Source organism: Streptomyces africanus (assembly GCF_030816955.1).
In the GTDB taxonomy this organism is placed as follows: Bacteria; Actinomycetota; Actinomycetes; order Streptomycetales; family Streptomycetaceae; genus Streptomyces; species Streptomyces africanus.
This window is the reverse complement of record NZ_JAUSYP010000001.1, coordinates 6,455,320-6,473,062: the sequence shown is the minus strand read 5'-3', so window position 1 is coordinate 6,473,062 and position 17,743 is coordinate 6,455,320. Positions and strand designations below refer to the sequence as shown.

11 protein-coding genes are annotated in these 17,743 nt (G+C 71.7%); 2 read left to right on the top strand and 9 right to left on the bottom strand.

The window, feature by feature from the left end; genetic code table 11:
- Positions 1–117 precede the first annotated feature (117 nt).
- The 4 genes from QF034_RS30045 to QF034_RS30030 all read right to left on the bottom strand — a co-directional run bounded on the left by QF034_RS30045 (position 118) and on the right by QF034_RS30030 (position 7,034).
- Complete coding sequence (locus QF034_RS30045) at positions 118–2,094, bottom strand: ATP-dependent DNA helicase (RefSeq protein WP_307177833.1); 1,977 nt, start codon at positions 2,092–2,094, stop codon at positions 118–120.
- Between the two features lie 425 nt (positions 2,095–2,519).
- Positions 2,520–3,383: a GNAT family N-acetyltransferase gene (locus tag QF034_RS30040; protein ID WP_307177832.1), complete on the bottom strand. Its 864-nt coding sequence runs from the start codon at positions 3,381–3,383 to the stop codon at positions 2,520–2,522.
- An 81-nt stretch (positions 3,384–3,464) separates the two neighbouring features.
- The gene (locus tag QF034_RS30035; protein WP_370880865.1) at positions 3,465–5,543 is read right to left on the bottom strand and encodes an IucA/IucC family protein; all 2,079 of its coding nucleotides are present in this window, start codon (positions 5,541–5,543) and stop codon (positions 3,465–3,467) included.
- Between the two features lie 75 nt (positions 5,544–5,618).
- The gene (locus QF034_RS30030) at positions 5,619–7,034 is read right to left on the bottom strand and encodes a diaminobutyrate--2-oxoglutarate transaminase family protein (protein ID WP_307177831.1); all 1,416 of its coding nucleotides are present in this window, start codon (positions 7,032–7,034) and stop codon (positions 5,619–5,621) included.
- Positions 7,035–7,374: 340 nt separating this feature from the next.
- On the opposite strand from QF034_RS30030, the gene QF034_RS30025 reads away from it, so the two are divergent.
- Both QF034_RS30025 and QF034_RS30020 read left to right on the top strand, forming a co-directional pair.
- Positions 7,375–8,598 (top strand): trypsin-like serine peptidase, encoded by a 1,224-nt coding sequence (locus tag QF034_RS30025; RefSeq protein WP_307177830.1) that lies wholly within the window; start codon positions 7,375–7,377, stop codon positions 8,596–8,598.
- A 223-nt stretch (positions 8,599–8,821) separates the two neighbouring features.
- A complete protein-coding gene (locus QF034_RS30020) occupies positions 8,822–10,024 on the top strand; it encodes a trypsin-like serine peptidase (protein ID WP_307177829.1) in 1,203 nt (400 codons plus the stop codon).
- A gap of 69 nt (positions 10,025–10,093) precedes the next feature.
- Here QF034_RS30020 and hflX read toward each other — a convergent pair whose 3' ends face one another.
- The 5 genes from hflX to QF034_RS29995 form a co-directional block, all read right to left on the bottom strand.
- On the bottom strand, positions 10,094–11,587 hold the full coding sequence (gene hflX, locus QF034_RS30015) for a GTPase HflX (protein ID WP_307177828.1): 1,494 nt from the start codon (positions 11,585–11,587) through the stop codon (positions 10,094–10,096).
- Positions 11,588–11,742: 155 nt separating this feature from the next.
- Entirely contained in the window at positions 11,743–13,239 is a 1,497-nt protein-coding gene (locus QF034_RS30010; protein ID WP_307177827.1) for a M1 family metallopeptidase, read from the bottom strand.
- Between the two features lie 449 nt (positions 13,240–13,688).
- Positions 13,689–15,884 (bottom strand): RelA/SpoT family protein, encoded by a 2,196-nt coding sequence (locus QF034_RS30005; RefSeq protein WP_307177826.1) that lies wholly within the window; start codon positions 15,882–15,884, stop codon positions 13,689–13,691.
- A gap of 300 nt (positions 15,885–16,184) precedes the next feature.
- Positions 16,185–17,057 carry a diaminopimelate epimerase gene (dapF, locus tag QF034_RS30000; protein WP_307177825.1) on the bottom strand — a complete coding sequence of 291 codons (873 nt, stop codon included), beginning with the start codon at positions 17,055–17,057 and terminating at the stop codon, positions 16,185–16,187.
- A 128-nt stretch (positions 17,058–17,185) separates the two neighbouring features.
- Positions 17,186–17,716: a hypothetical protein gene (locus tag QF034_RS29995; protein ID WP_307180007.1), complete on the bottom strand. Its 531-nt coding sequence runs from the start codon at positions 17,714–17,716 to the stop codon at positions 17,186–17,188.
- Between the last annotated feature and the right edge of the window lie 27 nt (positions 17,717–17,743).

The following is a 17,743-nucleotide window of genomic DNA, read 5'->3' as shown; positions in this document are numbered from 1 at the left end:
AGGCGGTGTCCGGGGGCTCCAGTACGCGGTATCGGGGGAGCAGTCCTGGCGGCGGACCCAGTACTCCTGGTGTGGGGGCCGGGCCACGGTTCCGTCGCCGCAGACCGGCCCCGAGGCTCAATCGGCTTCCGCCTGCTTCGCCACCGCGTCGATCGCCGCCAGCGACTTCCGCACCTGGTTACGGTCCGTCGTGTACCAGAAGTCGGGCAGTGACGCCTTGAGATAGCTCCCGTACCGGGCCGTCGCCAGGCGCGGGTCCAGTACGGCGACCACACCGCGGTCGCCCGAGGCTCGTACGAGACGGCCGGCGCCCTGGGCCATGAGAAGCGCGGCATGAGTGGCGGCGACGGCCATGAAGCCGTTGCCACCCGCGTCCTCCACGGCCTTCTGGCGGGCGCTCATCAGAGGGTCGTCCGGGCGCGGGAACGGAATCTTGTCCATGACGACCAGCTGACAGCTGGGTCCGGGGACGTCCACGCCCTGCCACAGCGACAGGGTGCCGAACAGACACGTCTCCGGGTCGGCCGCGAAGTTCTTGATGAGCTCGCCGAGCGTCTCCTCGCCCTGGAGGAGGATCGGGAACTCCGGGATCCGGGAACGCAGTTCCTCGGCGGCCAGTTGGGCTCCCCGCATGGAGGAGAACAGGCCCAGGGTGCGGCCGCCCGCCGCCTGGATGAGCTCCGTGAGCTCGTCGAGCATGTCCCCGCGGTCGCCGTCCCGCGCGGGGCGCGCCAGGTGCTTCGCCACGTACAGGATGCCCTGCTTGCGGTAGTCGAAGGGCGATCCGACGTCGATGCCCTTCCACTGCGGGAGGTCATCGCCTTCGGTGCCTTCGGGGGCGAGCCCGAGGGACGCACCGACGCCGTTGAAGTCGCCGCCCAGCTTCAGGGTCGCGGACGTCAGGACCACGGAGCGATCCGCGAAGAGCTTCTCGCGCAGCAGCCCCGAGACGGACATGGGGGCGACGCGCAGGGAGGCACCGAAGCGGTCATGGCGCTCGTACCAGACCACGTCCCATTCGGAGCCGTTCGTGATCCGCTCCGCCACGTCGTGCACGTTCTCCACGGAGGCCAGCGCCTGCTTGCGGACCGCGTCCTCGTCCTGGACGGACTTGTCGCGGGTCGTGCCGATGGCGGAGATGACGGTGCGGCATGCGTCGCGCAGTGCCATGAGGGCGTAGCCGAGGTCCTCGGGGACCTCCTCCAGGCGGCCCGGCAGCGCGAGCTCCATCAGCCGTTCAAAGCCCTCGGCGGCGGTCTGGAGCTGGTCCGCCGCCTTCTCGTTGACGAGTTTCGCGGCCCGGCGCACCGCGCGGTTGACCTGACCGGGGCTGAGCTCCCCGGTGGCGACTCCGGTGACGCGCGAGACCAGCTCATGGGCCTCGTCGACGATCAGCACCTCGTGCTGCGGGAGGACCGGAGCGCCCTCGATGGCGTCGATCGCGAGCAGTGCGTGGTTGGTGACGATGACCTCGGAGAGCTTGGCGCGCTCGCGGGCCATCTCGGCGAAGCACTCCGCGCCGTACGCGCACTTCGAGGCGCCGAGGCACTCCCTCGACGACACCGACACCTGGGCCCAGGCCCGGTCCGAGATGCCGGGTGTGAGGTCGTCACGGTCGCCCGTCTCTGTCTCGTCGGCCCAGTCGCGTACCCGCAGCAGGTCCTGGCCCAGCTTGCTGGTGGGCGCGGCTGCCTCGAACTGGTCGAAGAGGCCCTCCTCCTCGTCCTGCGGGACACCCTCGTGCAGACGGTGCAGGCACAGGTAGTTCGACCGGCCCTTGAGCATCGCGAACTCAGGGCGGCGGCGCAGCAGGGGGTGCAGCGACTCGACTGTTCTCGGCAGGTCGCGCTCCACCAGCTGGCGCTGGAGGGCCAGGGTGGCCGTCGCGACGACCACACGCTCCCCGTGCGCGAGCGCGGGCACCAGGTATCCCAGCGACTTGCCGGTGCCGGTGCCGGCCTGGACCAGGAGGTGGGAGCCGTCGTCGATCGCCTCTGCGACGGCTTCGGCCATGGCCACCTGACCGGGGCGCTCCGTACCGCCGACGGCAGTGACGGCAGCATGCAGGAGTTCGGGGAGTGAGGGCTTCGTCATAGCGCGACCACCCTACGACCCAGCACTGACAAACGGGCGATCAAGGCAGGGACGGGGGACGGGATCAAGACCTTGGGCTCCTCGGTGCGGGGGCTCGGATGCGCGGACGGGGTGGTCGGATGGGCGGGCCGGGGGCTGGTTCTGCGGGGGACATGACCGGTTCGGCGCGGGTGGGACGTCATGAGCCGTGGCCGGGCGGGGCGAGCTGTGGGCGGGCGTGACGAGCCGTGGCCGAACGGGGCGAGCTGTGGGCTGGACGAGGCGGCGCGGTGGCGCGACCTGTGAGGGGCGGCATGGATCGGGTCCCGGCCGTCCGTTGTGGCCGCACGGACGGGCCGGCGAGCGGCTCGAGAAAATCCGTGGCGGGGGTGGGAACTGCGGCGGCATGCGCCACGTTCAATGAGTGATGACGCGGTGACACAGCGCTACATCAGGTGCCGAAGGGACCGGTCTCGGACCATGAGGGCGGCTCGCTTGTCGGGCAGGTCGACCTCGGCGGAGAACCGGAAACCGGCGGTCAGGAAAGCGGCGATGGAAGGGGTGTTGCGAATGTCGGGTTCCGCGATGACGCGTGCGCAGGAAGGCCGCCGCGCGAGTACGAGATCAGCCACGGCTCGGAGCAGCAGACCGCCGAGACCCCGCCCTCTGTCGGCGACAGGGCCGATCAGGAGGTGGAGACCGGTGTCGTGAGGGCGGGCCGGGTAGTGGCGGGCCAACGGGTCCAGGTCCGCCCGGTAGATCTCCCAATAGCTCATGGGCGTTCCGCCCAGCACGCCGATGCACGGCACGCTGCGTCCGTCGCCGGCCAGCTGGGACAGCACGTGGTCCTCGGTCACGTTCTGGGGACCGGACAGCTCCCAGAACGCCGCGGCGGCGGGGTCGTTCATCCAGCGGCTGATGAGCGGAAGATCGCGTTGGACGCGCACCGGGACGATGTGGAAGACGCCCGCGGGTGTGTCGGTCGGCCCCCAGTCGGCGACGCGGTCGAGGAGATCGTCCGTGCCCTGGTCCGGCCACCCGACTCCGTAGCTGCCGGACGCCTCGTCCGCGATGAGGGCGAGGAGTTCGTCGGGGAGCCGCAGGTCCATGGTGTCTTCGCCGTGGCCGCCCGCACCGGAATCAGCACCCGAATCCGCACCGGAGTCCGCGTCGGCTCCCGTGCTGGAGTCGACCCCGGAACCGGCGTCGGAGCCGGCGTCGAGACGGGTGTGGGAGCCGGCACCGGCGTTGACGTCGGCCGTGGCTGGGACAGCGGCACCGGCATGGGCGGTCGGGTCGGCGGAAGGCACCAAACGCTCCTCTCAGGAAAGGGGTGAGGCGTGTCCTCAGGGATGAAGGAGGTCGGTGCTGTCCAGGGACGGTCGGGGTGATCAGCGGTGCAGGGGGTTGGCGATGGTGACGTAGACGGACTGGGTGTCGACCGGGCCGACGAGTTCGTCGAGGCCGTGGAGCCGGGTCAGCAGGTTGGCCTTGCAGCGCAGCACGGGTGAATCGAGCAGCCGGGCCGGCAACGAGGATCGCAGCCGGGCCGGACCGGCGGCGACGTTCCCGAGGAAACGGCGGAAGGCGGCGAGCAGCAGCCGCTCGTCGGCCAGCCCCTGGGAGCCGAACGCCCCGATGACGCCGAGGACGTTGTTGACCGCCAGGTAGTAGACGAAGCGCTCGTCGGTGACCTCGTCGCAGACGAACGTGTCGCTCCGCTCACCGACGCCGGGCAGCCGGGCGTCGAGGTCCGCGCGTCGGGACTCGCGGAAGTAATAGCCCTGGTTGTCTCGGTAGCGGCCGCCCACGGGCCATCCGTCGGGGTCCAGCAGGAGCAGGGTGTTCTGCTGGTGGGCTTCCAGGGCGATGCCGGCCTCACCGTCCAGCCAGAGGACGGGACGCACGACGTGCTCGAGGTAGCGCAGGAACCACTCGACGGCGACGGCTCCGCGGGGCCAACCGGTCCGGCGGGCGAGCCGCGTGACGACTTCGGCCAGCCGGGATCGAAGGACCGGGCCGTGGATGTCCGGGCGGTCGGGAGCCGTTCCCGGCCGTGCAGGCGAGCACGGGCGCGGCGAGACGAATCCGGCAACGCAGGAGACGTCGTCGGAAGGGCTGAACGGGTTGTGGCGGATCACCACGTCCAGCCCGGTCAAGGGGGCACCGTCGGAACCTCCGGTGCCATCGGTGCCCCCGGATCCAACGGACCCAACGGCTCCACCGGGTCCACCGGGTCCACCGGGTCCACCGACTGCGATCCAGGCCGGGTCGCGAACGATGTCGAAGCACGGGTGAACGGCCCGCCATTGCTGCGCCAGTCCGCTGCGGAGCAGGCGATGGACCTCGACACCGCGGTGGAGTTCCTTACGGAGGTTCTCGCGACGGGAGTTGGTGATGCGCAGGCCCAGCGACAGCTTGAGCATCGCGGGGGCACCGGATCGGTAGACGGTTCGTACGGAGGAGGTGGGGTGCCAGGGAGTGCCATGGGTGCCGAGGTCGCGGAGCAGCCCGCTGTCGAGCAGGGCGGCGGTCTCCGGGCGGTGCCGGACCTCGCGTGCCTGCCAGGGATGGAGGGGCAACAGGGCGTACCCGTCCGGCAGAGGCAGGTCGGTCTCGGCCAGGCGTGCGGTGAGTCGGGCCGCGGCGACAGGGCGGCCGCGTTCGGTCCAGGCGGAGTCGGTGGCGAGGACGGAGGGGGAGACAGCCATCCAGTGCAGGGGGAAGGATCCGCACACCTCGGGCGAGTACAGACGTGCTTCGGCCTCGGACAGACCCTCGCGGCTCTTGGGGGTCGGGTGCAGGGGGTGTCCGAGGACGAGTGACTGTTCTGCGGCCAGGAAGAGGTCAGGGACGTCGACCGGGGGTTCGCGACGGTCGCTGAGGAAGGAGGTGACACGGCGGAGGGAATCGGCGACACCCGCGACGAGTTCGACGCCGTCGACGCCACGGCCTTCAGCACCGTGGCCATGACCATGGTCGTTACTGTGGCCGTCGCCCTGGCCCTGGCCCCGGCCGTCCCTCTGGCCGTGGCCGTCTGCGGACGTTTCCCGGGAAAGCAGAGCGGCGATCGTGACGGCGTCGGCCGGTGGGGCGTGGTCGGGAACGTCAGCCAGGCGCGGGAGACCGAAGCGGTGCCAGCCCGTCGGGGACCAGTAGCGGACGGGGACGGTCAGTGCCGTGCCGCTGGCGGGCAGGGGGATGCGCAGAACCCCGTCGGCGGGGGCGGGCTGGTCGGTCTCGCGCACCCAGCAGCGCAACAGCGTCTCCACGGCTGCTGCGTGGGCGACCCTGTGCGGGTCGGGGTGCCCCAAAGGGTCGGAGGTGCCGGGCGGTGAGGTACCGGGCGGCGGTGGGTGGGCCGGGTTCACCGAGTTCGCAGGGCTCGCCGACACCCTCACCCCCCGGACATCGGCAGGGCCACGCCCCGGCGTCGTGGCCTGGTCGTCGGGCTTGGGGATGGCGTTCAAGACAGGTACCTCGTTGGGTGGTTCCGGGACGGCGGAGTTGAAGGCTCACGGCATGAGCGCTCACGGCATCGAGGCTCAGGGCGTCAACGGTGCAGCTGCCGTGTCCCCGCCGCACCGGGCCGCCGCCCGGACGGCGTCGGCCAGGCGGTCCTGCACGGCGGCCGCCTGTTCGTCGGTGATCGTCAGGGGCGGCAGCAGCCGGACGACGCCGGCGTGCCGGCCGCCGAGTCCGACGATGAGGCCGCGCCGCAGGCACTCCCGCTGGACCGCGGCCGCCAGTTCGGGTGCGGCGGGAAGGGGCTTTCCCGCAGCCCCGACCGTCTGCCCGGCTTCCTCGGTAGCGCCCTCCGGGGCCACAAACTCCACCCCGATCATCAGCCCCCGCCCCCGCACATCCCCCACGCACGGAAAGTCCCCGACCAGCCCTTGGAGTTGACTCAGCATGCGTGCCCCGAGAGTCGCCGCGCGTTCGGCGAGGTGGTTTTCCCGGACGTGGGTGAGAGTCGCCGTGCCCGCGGCCATGGCGAGTTGGTTGCCGGGGAAGGTGCCGGTGGGGGCGCCGGGTTCCGGGACGTCGAGGTCGTCGCGGTGGACCACGACGGCCAGCGGCAGACTGCCTCCGATGGCCTTGGAGAGGACCATCACGTCGGGGGTGACTCCGCTGTGCTCCACGGCCCAGAAGGCGCCGGTCCGCCCGACGCCCGTCTGGATCTCGTCGGCGATCAAGGGGACGGACCGGTCGGCCGTGAGCTGCCGCACGCGCCGCAGCCATGCGTCCGGTGCGGGGATCACTCCGCCCTCGCCCTGGACGGGCTCGACGATCATCCCGGCGGGCAGCGAAGCGCCCGACCCGGGGTCGTCCAGGACGGACTCGGTCCAGCGGGCGGCGAGGTCGGCCCCGCGCTCGCCCCCGACGCCGAAGGGGCAGCGGTAGTCCTGCGGGTAGGGCAGACGGGTGACCCGTACGTCGTGGGCGGCGGACGCGTCGCAAGCCGCGGCCGTCCTTCCATGGGAGGCGCCGGTGAACGTGATGAGGCCGGTCCGGCCGGTCGCCGCGCGCACCAGTGCGCAGGCGGTCTCCACGGCGTCGCTGCCGGCCGGTCCGCAGAACAGCACGCGGGCCCGGTCGGCGAGCCCTGGGGGCAGGGTGCGGAACAGCTCGGTGATGAAGGCGTCCTTGACGGGGGTGGCCAGGTCGAGGGCGTTCAGCGGCGCGCCGGAGTCGAGGACCTTGCGGATGGCTTCCAGGACGACCGGGTGGTTGTGCCCGAGGGCGAGCGCGCCGGCGCCGGAGAGGCAGTCCAGGTAGCGGCGGCCGTCCGCGCCCTCGATGGTCAGTCCCCGGGCCCGCACCGGCACGATCGGCAGGGCGCGGGCGTAGGTGCGGGCCGCGGACTCGCGCGCGGACTGGCGGCGCAGAATCCCTTCGTGCGCGGCGCGCGCCCCCGGTGCCGTGCCGTCGACAGCAACGGGGAGGGCCCTCACCGGCATACGCCCCACAGTGGCCTCCTCGGACGCACATCTCCCATGGGTGGATTCCGCCACGACTTCCCTGACCTCCCACTGGGCACGGGCACAGAGGACCGCACACAGACAGCGGGCCCCCCACCGCTACCAACCCCGGTCCGCTCACCGGGTTACGGGTTGCCTCAAGATCCTTTCCGTGACGGAACTGTTGCGGTTCCGTCGGAACGCCCCCACAGCCACCGCATAGTGTGTGGTGCCGTTCCCGGACGCCGTGAGCTCGGCCTGAACTCCCCATGAGTCGGCGGAAACCAGGGCCTTGGCGCCGGTTCGTCCATGTTCGTTACACAGCAGGGGGAGTCACATCATGCGATCCACACGGCCGTCGTCCATAGCCAGCCGAGGTGGGAGGGCGCGCCGCAGGAACTCCCCCGTGCTGGCCGCGGTGGCCCTCGCCTCGGCGCTCGCGCTGACCGCCACCGCCTGCGAGTCGGGCGACGCCGCGGCGGGCGGTGAGGCCTCCGCGTCGGCCGGCTCCTCCGACGACGGCAAGCTGAAAATCCCGGACGACATCAGGGACCGGCTCCGCGAGCACGGGATCGACATCGACAAGTGGAAGAACGGCGCCTGGAAGAACTGGGACCGGGACGACTGGCTGCGCGAGGCCAACGAGTACATCAACCCGATCATCGAGGGTCTCTGGGACCCGGACCGCATGCGGGACGCGGAGGAGCCCGACCAGGGCGTCGACGACAGCGACCTCTCCGGTGACCAGGGCGTGACCGATCCCACGCCGCAGCCGGTCGAGGCGCAGGCCGTGCCGCCGTCGTACCACGCCAACGCGCCCACGGCCGGGAAGGTGTTCTTCGACTCCCCCAAGGGCTCGGCCGTCTGCTCGGCGACGGTCGTGAAGGACCCGGCCCACCCGGGCAAGTCCAACCTCGTGTGGACGGCGGGCCACTGCGTCCACGCGGGCAAGAAGGGCGGCTGGTACCGCAACATCGCGTTCGTGCCGTCGTACAACGACGACGGCAAGCCGGTCGCGGAACTGGAGAACGCCACCAGGCAGGACGTCGCTCCCTACGGCGTCTGGTGGGGTGACTGGGCGCAGACCTCGGACCAGTGGATCGAGCAGGGCGGCTCGACGGGCGGGGACGGCGCGCCCTACGACTTCGCGGTCATCCATGTGACCCCGGAGAAGGGCAGCGGCGGCAAGTCGCTGGAGGAGACGGTCGGTTCGGCGCTGCCGGTCGACTTCAAGGCTCCCGCCGTACCGAAGGTGAAGAGCGTCACGGCGATCGGCTACCCGGCCGCGCCGCCGTACGACGGGCAGAAGCTGTACCGGTGCCAGGACCAGCCGGGCCGGCTGTCGGTCACCGCGTCGGATCCGACGATGTACCGCATCGGCTGCACGATGACCGGCGGTTCGTCCGGCGGAGGCTGGGTCGCGACGGGCTCGGACGGCAAGCCCGCGCTGGTGTCCAACACCTCCATCGGCCCGGTGACGTCGGGCTGGCTGGCCGGTCCGCGCCTGGGCGAGGTGGCCAAGGGTGTGTACGACTCGGTCAGCGAGAAGTTCGCGGGCCGCTGACGGCCGGCCGATCACCGTCGGCGGTGGGGTGGCACGCCGGGTGCGCCGGCAGCGCACCTGGCGTACCGGCCCCGTCGACTCACGGAAACCTTCACCGCCCCACCCCGGTACACCCTCAACTCCCCGGGCATAGTGGGTTTTCGCGCCGGGGCACCGGCGCCCACACCTATGACATGCACACGCAGCACCACAACTGTTACGCACCAACGGGGGTCATCGCACCATGCGTTCCACACGTACGCCCGCGGCACCGAGGCGCGGGCGGCGCACCCTTCTCGCCGCCACCGGGCTCGTCGCCGCCCTGGCGCTCACCGTGACCGCCTGTGAGGGTTCGGCGGACTCGGCGAGCGACAAGCCCGACGCCACGACCTCGCAGGCCGCGGACGGCGCCGGCAAGGTCAAGGTCCCGGCCGACCTCGCGGGCAAGCTCAAGGAGCACGGGATCGACGTCGACCGGTGGAAGGACGGCGGCTGGAAGGACTGGGACAAGGACAAGTGGCTCAGTGAGGCCAAGGACTTCGTCAACCCGGTGATCGAGGGCCTCTGGAAGCCGGAGCGGATGCAGTCCGCGAAGGAGGCCGACAAGACGGTCACGACGAAGGACGCGTCGGCCGGCCAGGGTGTCAGCGACCCGGATCCGGCGCCGGTCCAGGCGCAGGCCGAGAAGACGCCGTACCACCGGAACGCCGCCCCGGTCGGCAAGGTCTTCTTCGACTCCCCCGAGGGCCCGGCCGTCTGCTCCGGCACGGTGATCAAGGACGTCAACCACCCGGGCAAGTCCAACCTGGTGTGGACGGCGGGCCACTGCGTGCACGCCGGCGGCAACGGCGGCTGGTACCGCAACCTCGTGTTCGTCCCGGCCTACAACGACGTCGGCAAGTCCGAGGCGGAGCTGAGCAACGCGAACCCGACCGAGGTGGCGCCGTACGGCAACTGGTGGGCGGACTGGGCCTCGACCTCGAACCAGTGGATCCAGGGCGGTTCGGAGACGGGCGGTGCCGGAGCGGCGTACGACTACGCCGTGCTGCACGTGAAGCCCGAGCAGGGTGGCAAGTCCCTGGAGGAGACGGTCGGTGCCGCGCTGGGCGTGGACTTCTCCGCGCCGTCCGCGGCCGAGGCCGCCAAGTTGGGCGCCTGGGGCTACCCGGCGGCGCCGCCCTACAACGGGCTGAAGATGTTCAAGTGCGTCGACGTCCCGGGCCGGTTCTCGCTCAGCCCGAGCCTGCCGACGATGTACCGCATCGGCTGCTCCATGACCGGCGGTTCGTCCGGCGGCGGCTGGTTCCGAGTGCTGAACGGCAAGTCCGTGCTGGTCTCCAACACCTCGATCGGCCCGGCCGACAACTCCTGGCTGGCCGGCCCGCAGCTGGGCCGCGACGCCGAGGCGCTCTACCAGAACATGAGCAAGACGTACGGCGGTCGCTGACCGGGGCATGCTGAAGGCCCGCTCCCTGAGGACAGGGAGCGGGCCTTCTCACATCAGGGCCTCGAACCGTCAGAGCGCCGGCGCCGGGACGTACGGCGCGAGCTCCGCCGCCAGTTCCTCGTGCACCCGCACCTTGAGCAGGGTGCCCTCCGGTGTGTGCTCCTTGGAGAGGATCTCGCCCTCGTCGTAGGCACGGGCGACCAGCTTGCCGTGCGTGTACGGCACGAGCGCCTCGATCTCGACCGACGGGCGCGGCAGCTCGTTGTCGATGAGCGCGAGCAGCTGGTCGATGCCCTGGCCGGTGCGGGCCGAGACGGCCAGGGACCGCTTCTCGACACGCAGCAGCCGCTGCAGCGTCAGCGGGTCGGCCGCGTCGGCCTTGTTGATCACGACGATCTCGGGCACGTCCGTGGCACCGACGTCCCTGATCACCTCGCGCACGGCGGCCAGCTGCTCCTCCGGGTTCGGGTGCGAACCGTCCACCACGTGCAGGATCAGGTCGGACTCGCCGACCTCCTCCATCGTGGAGCGGAACGCCTCGACCAGGTGGTGGGGCAGATGGCGGACAAACCCGACCGTGTCGGCCAGCGTGTACAGCCGGCCGCTCGGGGTCTCGGCCCGGCGCACGGTCGGGTCGAGGGTCGCGAACAGGGCGTTCTCGACCAGCACGCCCGCGCCCGTGAGGCGGTTGAGCAGCGAGGACTTGCCGGCGTTGGTGTAGCCCGCGATGGCGACCGAGGGCACCTTGTGGCGCTTGCGCTCCTGGCGCTTGATCTCGCGGCCGGTCTTCATGTCCGCGATCTCCCGGCGCATCTTCGCCATCTTCTCGCGGATCCGCCGCCGGTCCGTCTCGATCTTGGTCTCGCCGGGACCACGGGTGGCGAGGCCGCCGCCCTTGCCGCCGCCCATCTGCCGGGACAGCGACTGGCCCCAGCCGCGCAGCCTCGGCAGCATGTACTGCATCTGCGCGAGCGCGACCTGCGCCTTGCCCTCTCGGGACTTGGCGTGCTGGGCGAAGATGTCCAGGATCAGGGCGGTCCGGTCGATGACCTTGACCTTGACGACGTCCTCGAGGTGGATCAGCTGGCCCGGGCTGAGCTCACCGTCGCAGATGACGGTGTCCGCGCCCGATTCGAGGACGATGTCGCGCAGCTCCTCGGCCTTGCCGGAGCCGATGTAGGTGGCCGCGTCGGGCTTGTCGCGGCGCTGGATCACACCGTCGAGCACCAGCGCACCGGCCGTTTCCGCGAGGGCGGCGAGCTCCGCGAGGGAGTTCTCCGCGTCCTGGGCGGTTCCCGTGGTCCAGACGCCGACGAGCACGACCCGCTCCAGACGGAGCTGGCGGTACTCGACCTCGGTGACGTCCTCGAGCTCGGTGGAGAGGCCCACCACACGGCGCAGGGCCGCGCGGTCGGAGCGGTCGAACTGGTCGCCGTCCCGCTCTCCGTCGATCTCGTGGCTCCAGGCGACGTCCTCTTCCATCAGGGCATCGGCCCGAAGACCCTCGGGGTGGCTGTGCGCGAAGCGCTGGGTGTCCTGGGAAGGGGAAGAAGAGGAGGTCATTGGATCCTTACGTAGCTGGGAAACCGTTTACGGCGACGGAGCGCTGCGAGCTTTCCGTCACCAGGCATAACGCGCGAGCATGCCGGGAGATTCCCGGCGCTCCGTGCCGCGCCGACCTGAAGATAGTCCCACGGCACGGGCGTCGCGTCACCGTGTTATCGAGCGGCCGCCTTCGCGGGCGCGGCCGGCTTCCAGTCCGGGTGCCCCGGCATCGGCGGGGTTTTCTCCCCGTACAGCCAGCCCTGGAAGAAGCCGTCCAGGTCGCGCCCGGAGATCTCGGCGGCGAGCCGGACGAAGTCCTCCGTCGTGACGGTGTCGTCCCGGTACCGGCCGGCCCAGGCGCGTTCCAGGCGTTCGAAGGCCGGGCGGCCGATCTCCTCGCGCAGGGCGTACAGCACGAGCGCGGCGCCGTCGTAGACGTTGGGCCGGAAGATGCTGGTCTTGCTGCCCGGCTCGGGGGCCTTCGGGGCGGCGGGTGGTCCGCCGGCCGCGCGCCAGCGGTCGGAGGCTCCGTACGAGGCCTTCATACGGTCCCGCATCGGCTTGCCGGCCTGCTCCTCGGCGTACAGCGCCTCGTACCAGCTGGCGTGCCCTTCGTTCAGCCACAGGTCGGACCAGGTGCGGGGGCCGACGCTGTTGCCGAACCACTGGTGGGCGAGCTCGTGGACCATGACCGACTCGACGTACCAGGCGGGGTAGACGGACTCGGTGAACAGCTCCCGCTCGAAGAGGGAGAGCGTCTGGGTCTCCAGTTCGAAGCCGGTGGAGACGTCGGCCATGAGCAGGCCGTACGTCTCGAAGGGGTAGCGGCCGACCTTGCTCTCCATCCAGGCGATCTGCCCCGGGGTCTTCTTCAGCCAGGGTTCGAGGGCCTTGCGGCGCTTGGCCGGGACGACGTCCCGTACGGGCAGCCCGTGGGGGCCGGTGCGGTGCAGCACGGTGGAGCGGCCGATGGAGACCTGGGCGAGCTCGGTGGCCATGGGGTGGTGGGTGCGGTACGTCCAGGTGGTCGATCCGCCGGACCTGTCCACCCCGGCCGGCAGCCCGTTGGCGACGGCCGTGTGACCGTCGGGTGCGGTGACCCGGATGGTGAACATCGCCTTGTCGGAGGGGTGGTCGTTGCACGGGAACACCAGGTGCGCGGCGTCGGCCTGGTTGGCCATGGCCAGGCCGTCCGCGGTGCGCACCCAGCCGCCCTCGCGGCCCTCGGCGGGCTCGGGGTCACTGGTGTGCCGCACGGTGATCCGCATCCAGCTGTCGTCCGGCACGGAGTCCTCGGGCGTGATCACCAGGTCCTCGCCGGCGGTGGTGAAGGTGGCGGGCTCGCCGTCGACCTCGACCGAGTGGACGGTGCCGTGGGCGAAGTCCAGGTTGACGCGGTCCAGGTCGGCGGTGGTCCAGGCGTCGATGGTGGTCACGGCCCGAAGCGGTTCGCTGTTGCTGCCGGGATAGGTGAAGGAGAGGTCGTACGACGCGACGTCGTAGCCCGGGTTGCCCAGGTACGGGAAGAGGCGGTCGCCGACGCCGAGGGGGACGGCGGGGGCGCTCGCGGCGACGAGGCAGACGGAGACGGCGGAGGCGAGCAGCGCCGCGGACGTCCGCCGACGAGAGGAACGGGTACGGGGGCGGGTGCGGTGGGGGGTGAGGCGCATGCCTCACGGCTATCAGCGCGCGCGTGCGCGACGCGGACGACGCGCGTCCGCCCCACCCGAACCGGGGACCGCGGCCTGCGCCGGGTGCCGCCCCGCGTCGGGTGGGGACGGGGACCTGCCCCGGGTGGCCGGCGCCGTGGCGGGCTCAGCCGCCCCGCGTCGGGCGGGAACCGGGACCTGCACCGGGTGCCGCCCCGCGTCGGGTGGCCGGCGCCATGGCGGGCTCAGGCGCCCCGTATGCGCGGTCGACGCCCAGACGGGCTGCCGACCCGGACCCGGTGACCCACGCCTGGGCGGGCTGCCGAACGTACCCAGCGGCCGGCGCCCTTGCTGGCTCGGCCGCCCCGTTTTCGGGGGCCGACGCCAAAGCCGGCTGCCGACCCGTACCCGGTGACCCACGCCCAGGTGTGGCCGCCGCCCCGGACCCGGTGGCCGGGGCCCAGGCCGGCTCAGCCGCCCTGCGGCTGTGGTTGGGCCCTGGTGACGTCGTAGACACCGGCCACGTTGCGCATCGCGCGCATGAGGGCGGGCAGGTGGGCCGCGTCCGGGAGCTGCACGGTGTACGTGTGACGGACCTGCTGCTGGGTCGGGGGTTCGACCGTCGCGGAGACGATCTCGGCGCCTTCGAGGGCCATGGCCTCCGTGAGGTCCGCGAGCAGATGGGGACGGACGAACGATTCGGCGACCAGCGTGACCCGGCACTCGGCGGCCTCACCCCAGCGCACGCCGACCTCCGCGCGCCCCGCGTCCTTCATACGCTCCACCGCGGCGCACTCGACACGGTGCACGGTGACCGCTCCCCCGCGTACGGCGAAGCCGGTGATCTCATCGGGCCGTACGGGCGTACAGCAGCCGGCGAGCCGGACGCTCGCGCCGGGCCGGTCGGTCAGGACGTTGCCGGTGGCAGGGCGCAGGGCCACCTGCTCGGGGGCCGGCCCGGCCGGGTCGGACGCGTCGGCGGTCGCGGGCCGGACAGCCGCTGCCCGCTCCTCGGCCTGCCGGTGCTCACGGGCCTCGTTCTGCTGGGCCTCGGCCTGCGCCGGGTGGGCGGCCAGCCACCGCTGGATGGCGATCCGGGCCGCGGGCGTGTGCGCGTGCTCCAGCCACTCCCGGGAGGGCTCGGACGCCGGGTCCTGGCCCATCAGCAGCTGGACGGTGTCGCCGTCCTTCAGCACGGTGCTCAGCGTCGCCAGACGGCCGTTGACGCGGGCGCCGATGCACGCGTGCGCGTCCTCGCCGTACTGCGCGTACGCCGCGTCCACACAGGTCGCCCCCTCGGGCAGGCCGATCGTGCCGCCGTCGGGCCGGAAGACCGTGATCTCGCGGTCCTGGGCGAGGTCCTCGCGCAGGGTCGACCAGAAGTGGTCCGGGTCGGGTGCCGCCTCCTGCCAGTCGAGGAGCCGGGAGAGCCAGCCGGGGCGGGTGGGGTCGGCGCGCTCGCCGTCGGCCGGGTCGTCGGGGGCCGGCGCGTACGGGTTGCCGAGCGCGACGACTCCGGCCTCGGCGACCTTGTGCATCTGGTGCGTGCGGATGAGGACTTCGACGACCTGGCCGTCCTCGCGGGCGACGGCCGTGTGCAGCGACTGGTACAGGTTGAACTTCGGTACGGCGATGAAGTCCTTGAACTCCGAGACGACCGGCGTCAGGCAGGTGTGGAGTTCGCCGAGGACGCCGTAGCAGTCGGCGTCCTCGTTGACCAGCACCAGCAGGCGGCCGAAGTCGGAGCCGCGGAGCCGTCCGCGTTTGCGGGAGACCCGGTGCACGGAGACGAAGTGGCGGGGCCGGATGAGGACTTCGGCCGGGATGTCCGCCTCGCGCAGCACCGTGCGCACCTCGTCGGCGACCTCGGCGAGCGGGTCGTCCGCACGGGCGGCGTTGCGGACGATCAACTCCCTGGTGTGCGCGTACTCCTCGGGGCGCAGGATGGCGAAGACGAGGTCTTCCAGTTCGGTCTTGAGCGCCTGGACGCCGAGCCGCTCTGCGAGCGGGATGAGCACGTCACGTGTCACCTTCGCGATGCGCTCCTGCTTCTCGGGGCGCATGACGCCGAGGGTGCGCATGTTGTGCAGCCGGTCGGCGAGTTTGATCGACATGACCCGGACGTCGTTGCCGGTGGCGACGAGCATCTTGCGGAAGGTCTCGGGCTCGGCGGCGGCGCCGTAGTCGACCTTCTCCAGTTTGGTGACGCCGTCGACGAGGTAGCGGACCTCCTCGCCGAACTGCTCGCCGACCTGGTCGAGCGTCACGTCCGTGTCCTCGACGGTGTCGTGGAGCAGGGACGCGGTCAACGTCGTGGTCTCGGCGCCGAGTTCGGCGAGGATCAGGGTCACGGCGAGCGGGTGCGTGATGTACGGCTCGCCGCTCTTGCGCATCTGGCCGCGGTGCGAGGACTCGGCCAGGACGTAGGCGCGGCGCAGGGGTTCGAGGTCCGCGTCGGGGTGGTGGGCGCGGTGCGCGTCGACGACGTGGCTGATGGCGTCGGGCAGCCGGTCGCGGGCGGCGGGGCCGAGCAGCGCGGCACGGCCGAGGCGGCGCAGGTCGATCCGGGGGCGGGATTTTCTGCGCGGGGCTGTCGGCGTCACCGGTCCTGACACCCCGCCCGGCATCTGGCCTGGGGTCACGGAATTCGTGGCCTCCGCACTCATGGGCACCTCCGGCTGCGTGGACCGGCGGACGGGGTGCCCCAGGGCGGACACGGCTCAGGGGGTGGCTTCGGTCCCCCGTCCGGGCCGGTGCTTGATGCTACCGAGCGCACCACGCGTGGCTGACCGCCTCTCGCCGAGCGTGAAACTGATCACCCATTCGAGGGATGAATGTGAAGTTTGCACCCCGGTAGGTCGTGGCCATGACGGTTTCGTTCCCGCCAAATGGCCGGTTCTTTACGACTGTTTCGGGTCGTGCGGCCGACATCGCGCAGTATTTTCCGGACGGTCGGCCGCGCCCGCTCACGCGCGCGTGGCGGTCGCCAGCCACTCCGCGTCGATCTCGCCTTCGGCCACGATCACCGCAGGCCCCGTCATCTCGATCTCGCCGTCGGGCCGCTCGGTGATCACCAGGGTTCCGCCGGGCACGTCCACGGTGTAGGTCGCCGGGGTGCCGGTGGCCGTCGGGTCGGCGCCGTCGCGGCGGGCGGCGGCCACGACGACAGCGCACGCGCCCGTGCCGCACGAGCGGGTCTCGCCGGCACCGCGCTCGTGCACGCGCAGCGCGACGTGCCCGGGGCCGCGGTCGATCACGAACTCGACGTTCACCCCGTCCGGATACGCGGCGGCCGGACTGAAGGGGGGCGGCGAGAGCAGGTCACCGGCGTGGGACAGGTCGTCCACGAAGGCGACCGCGTGCGGGTTACCCATGTTCACGTTCCGCGCGGGCCAGCTGCGCTCGCCGACGCTCACCGTGACGTCGCCCTCGGGGAGCAGCGCCTTGCCCATGCCCACGGTGACGTCACCGTCCTTGGCGATGTGCACGGTCTTCACGCCCCCGCGCGTGGCGATGGCGAGGTCCCCTTCGGCGGCGTGTCCGGCGCGCTGGAGGTAGCGCGCGAAGACCCGCACGCCGTTGCCGCACATCTCCGCGATCGAGCCGTCGCCGTTGCGGTAGTCCATGAACCACTCCGCCTCGGGCGCCATGGTCTTCGCCTCGGGATGCGCCGCGGATCGCACCACGTGCAGCAGTCCGTCACCGCCGATGCCCGCGCGGCGGTCGCAGAGGACGGCGACGGCGGCCGGGGGCAGGTCGATGACGTTCTCGGGGTCCGGGACGATCACGAAGTCGTTCTCGGTGCCGTGACCCTTGAGGAAGGCGATCCGCGTGCTCATTCCTCGATCGTACGGGGCGCTCCGCGGGGAGGGCCGTGCGGATTCGCCGTGGGTATGCGCGTGCGTCGCGGTGTGCGGGTAGGTCGTGGCTTCTCGCGCAGATCCCCGCGCCCCTTATGGGGCGCGCTTCAGCGGAGTCGTGCTACGCGCCAGACCGCCAGCACGACCACCGCGGCCACCATCACGGCGTACGCGAGGACGACCCGCCAGTCCGGTCTGCGGCCCGAACCCTTGGCCGGCAGGCCCGGCAAGGTGTAGCCCACGCGGCGGGCGGCCATCATGCCCCAGCCGGCCGCGCAGGAGCAGATCAGCAGCCCGAGCATGGCGATCACGGCCCCGCTGTCGCCGAAGTCGAAGGCGAGCGGGAACGCGAACATCAGGGAGCCGAGCGTGGCCAGGCTCACGATGGGCGCGAGCTGCCAGATGCGCAGCCTGCGCTGCGGGCGCAGCTCGACCTCGACCTCGCCCGCGAACATCTCCTCGGGCTCGGGGCCGTCGTCCGTCACACCCTGCGTCTCGTCGGGCCCGTCGGAGCTGAGACGGTCCGCCTCCTGCTCCGGTCCGTCCCCGTGCTCCGTCTCGTCCCGGCGCTCGGGTTCATCCCGGTCGGCGGTGATGTGATCGGTGCCTTGTGCGGTGTCGCGAGGGCCGGCCTCCATCGCCACGCGCCCTCCCAACTAGGACTC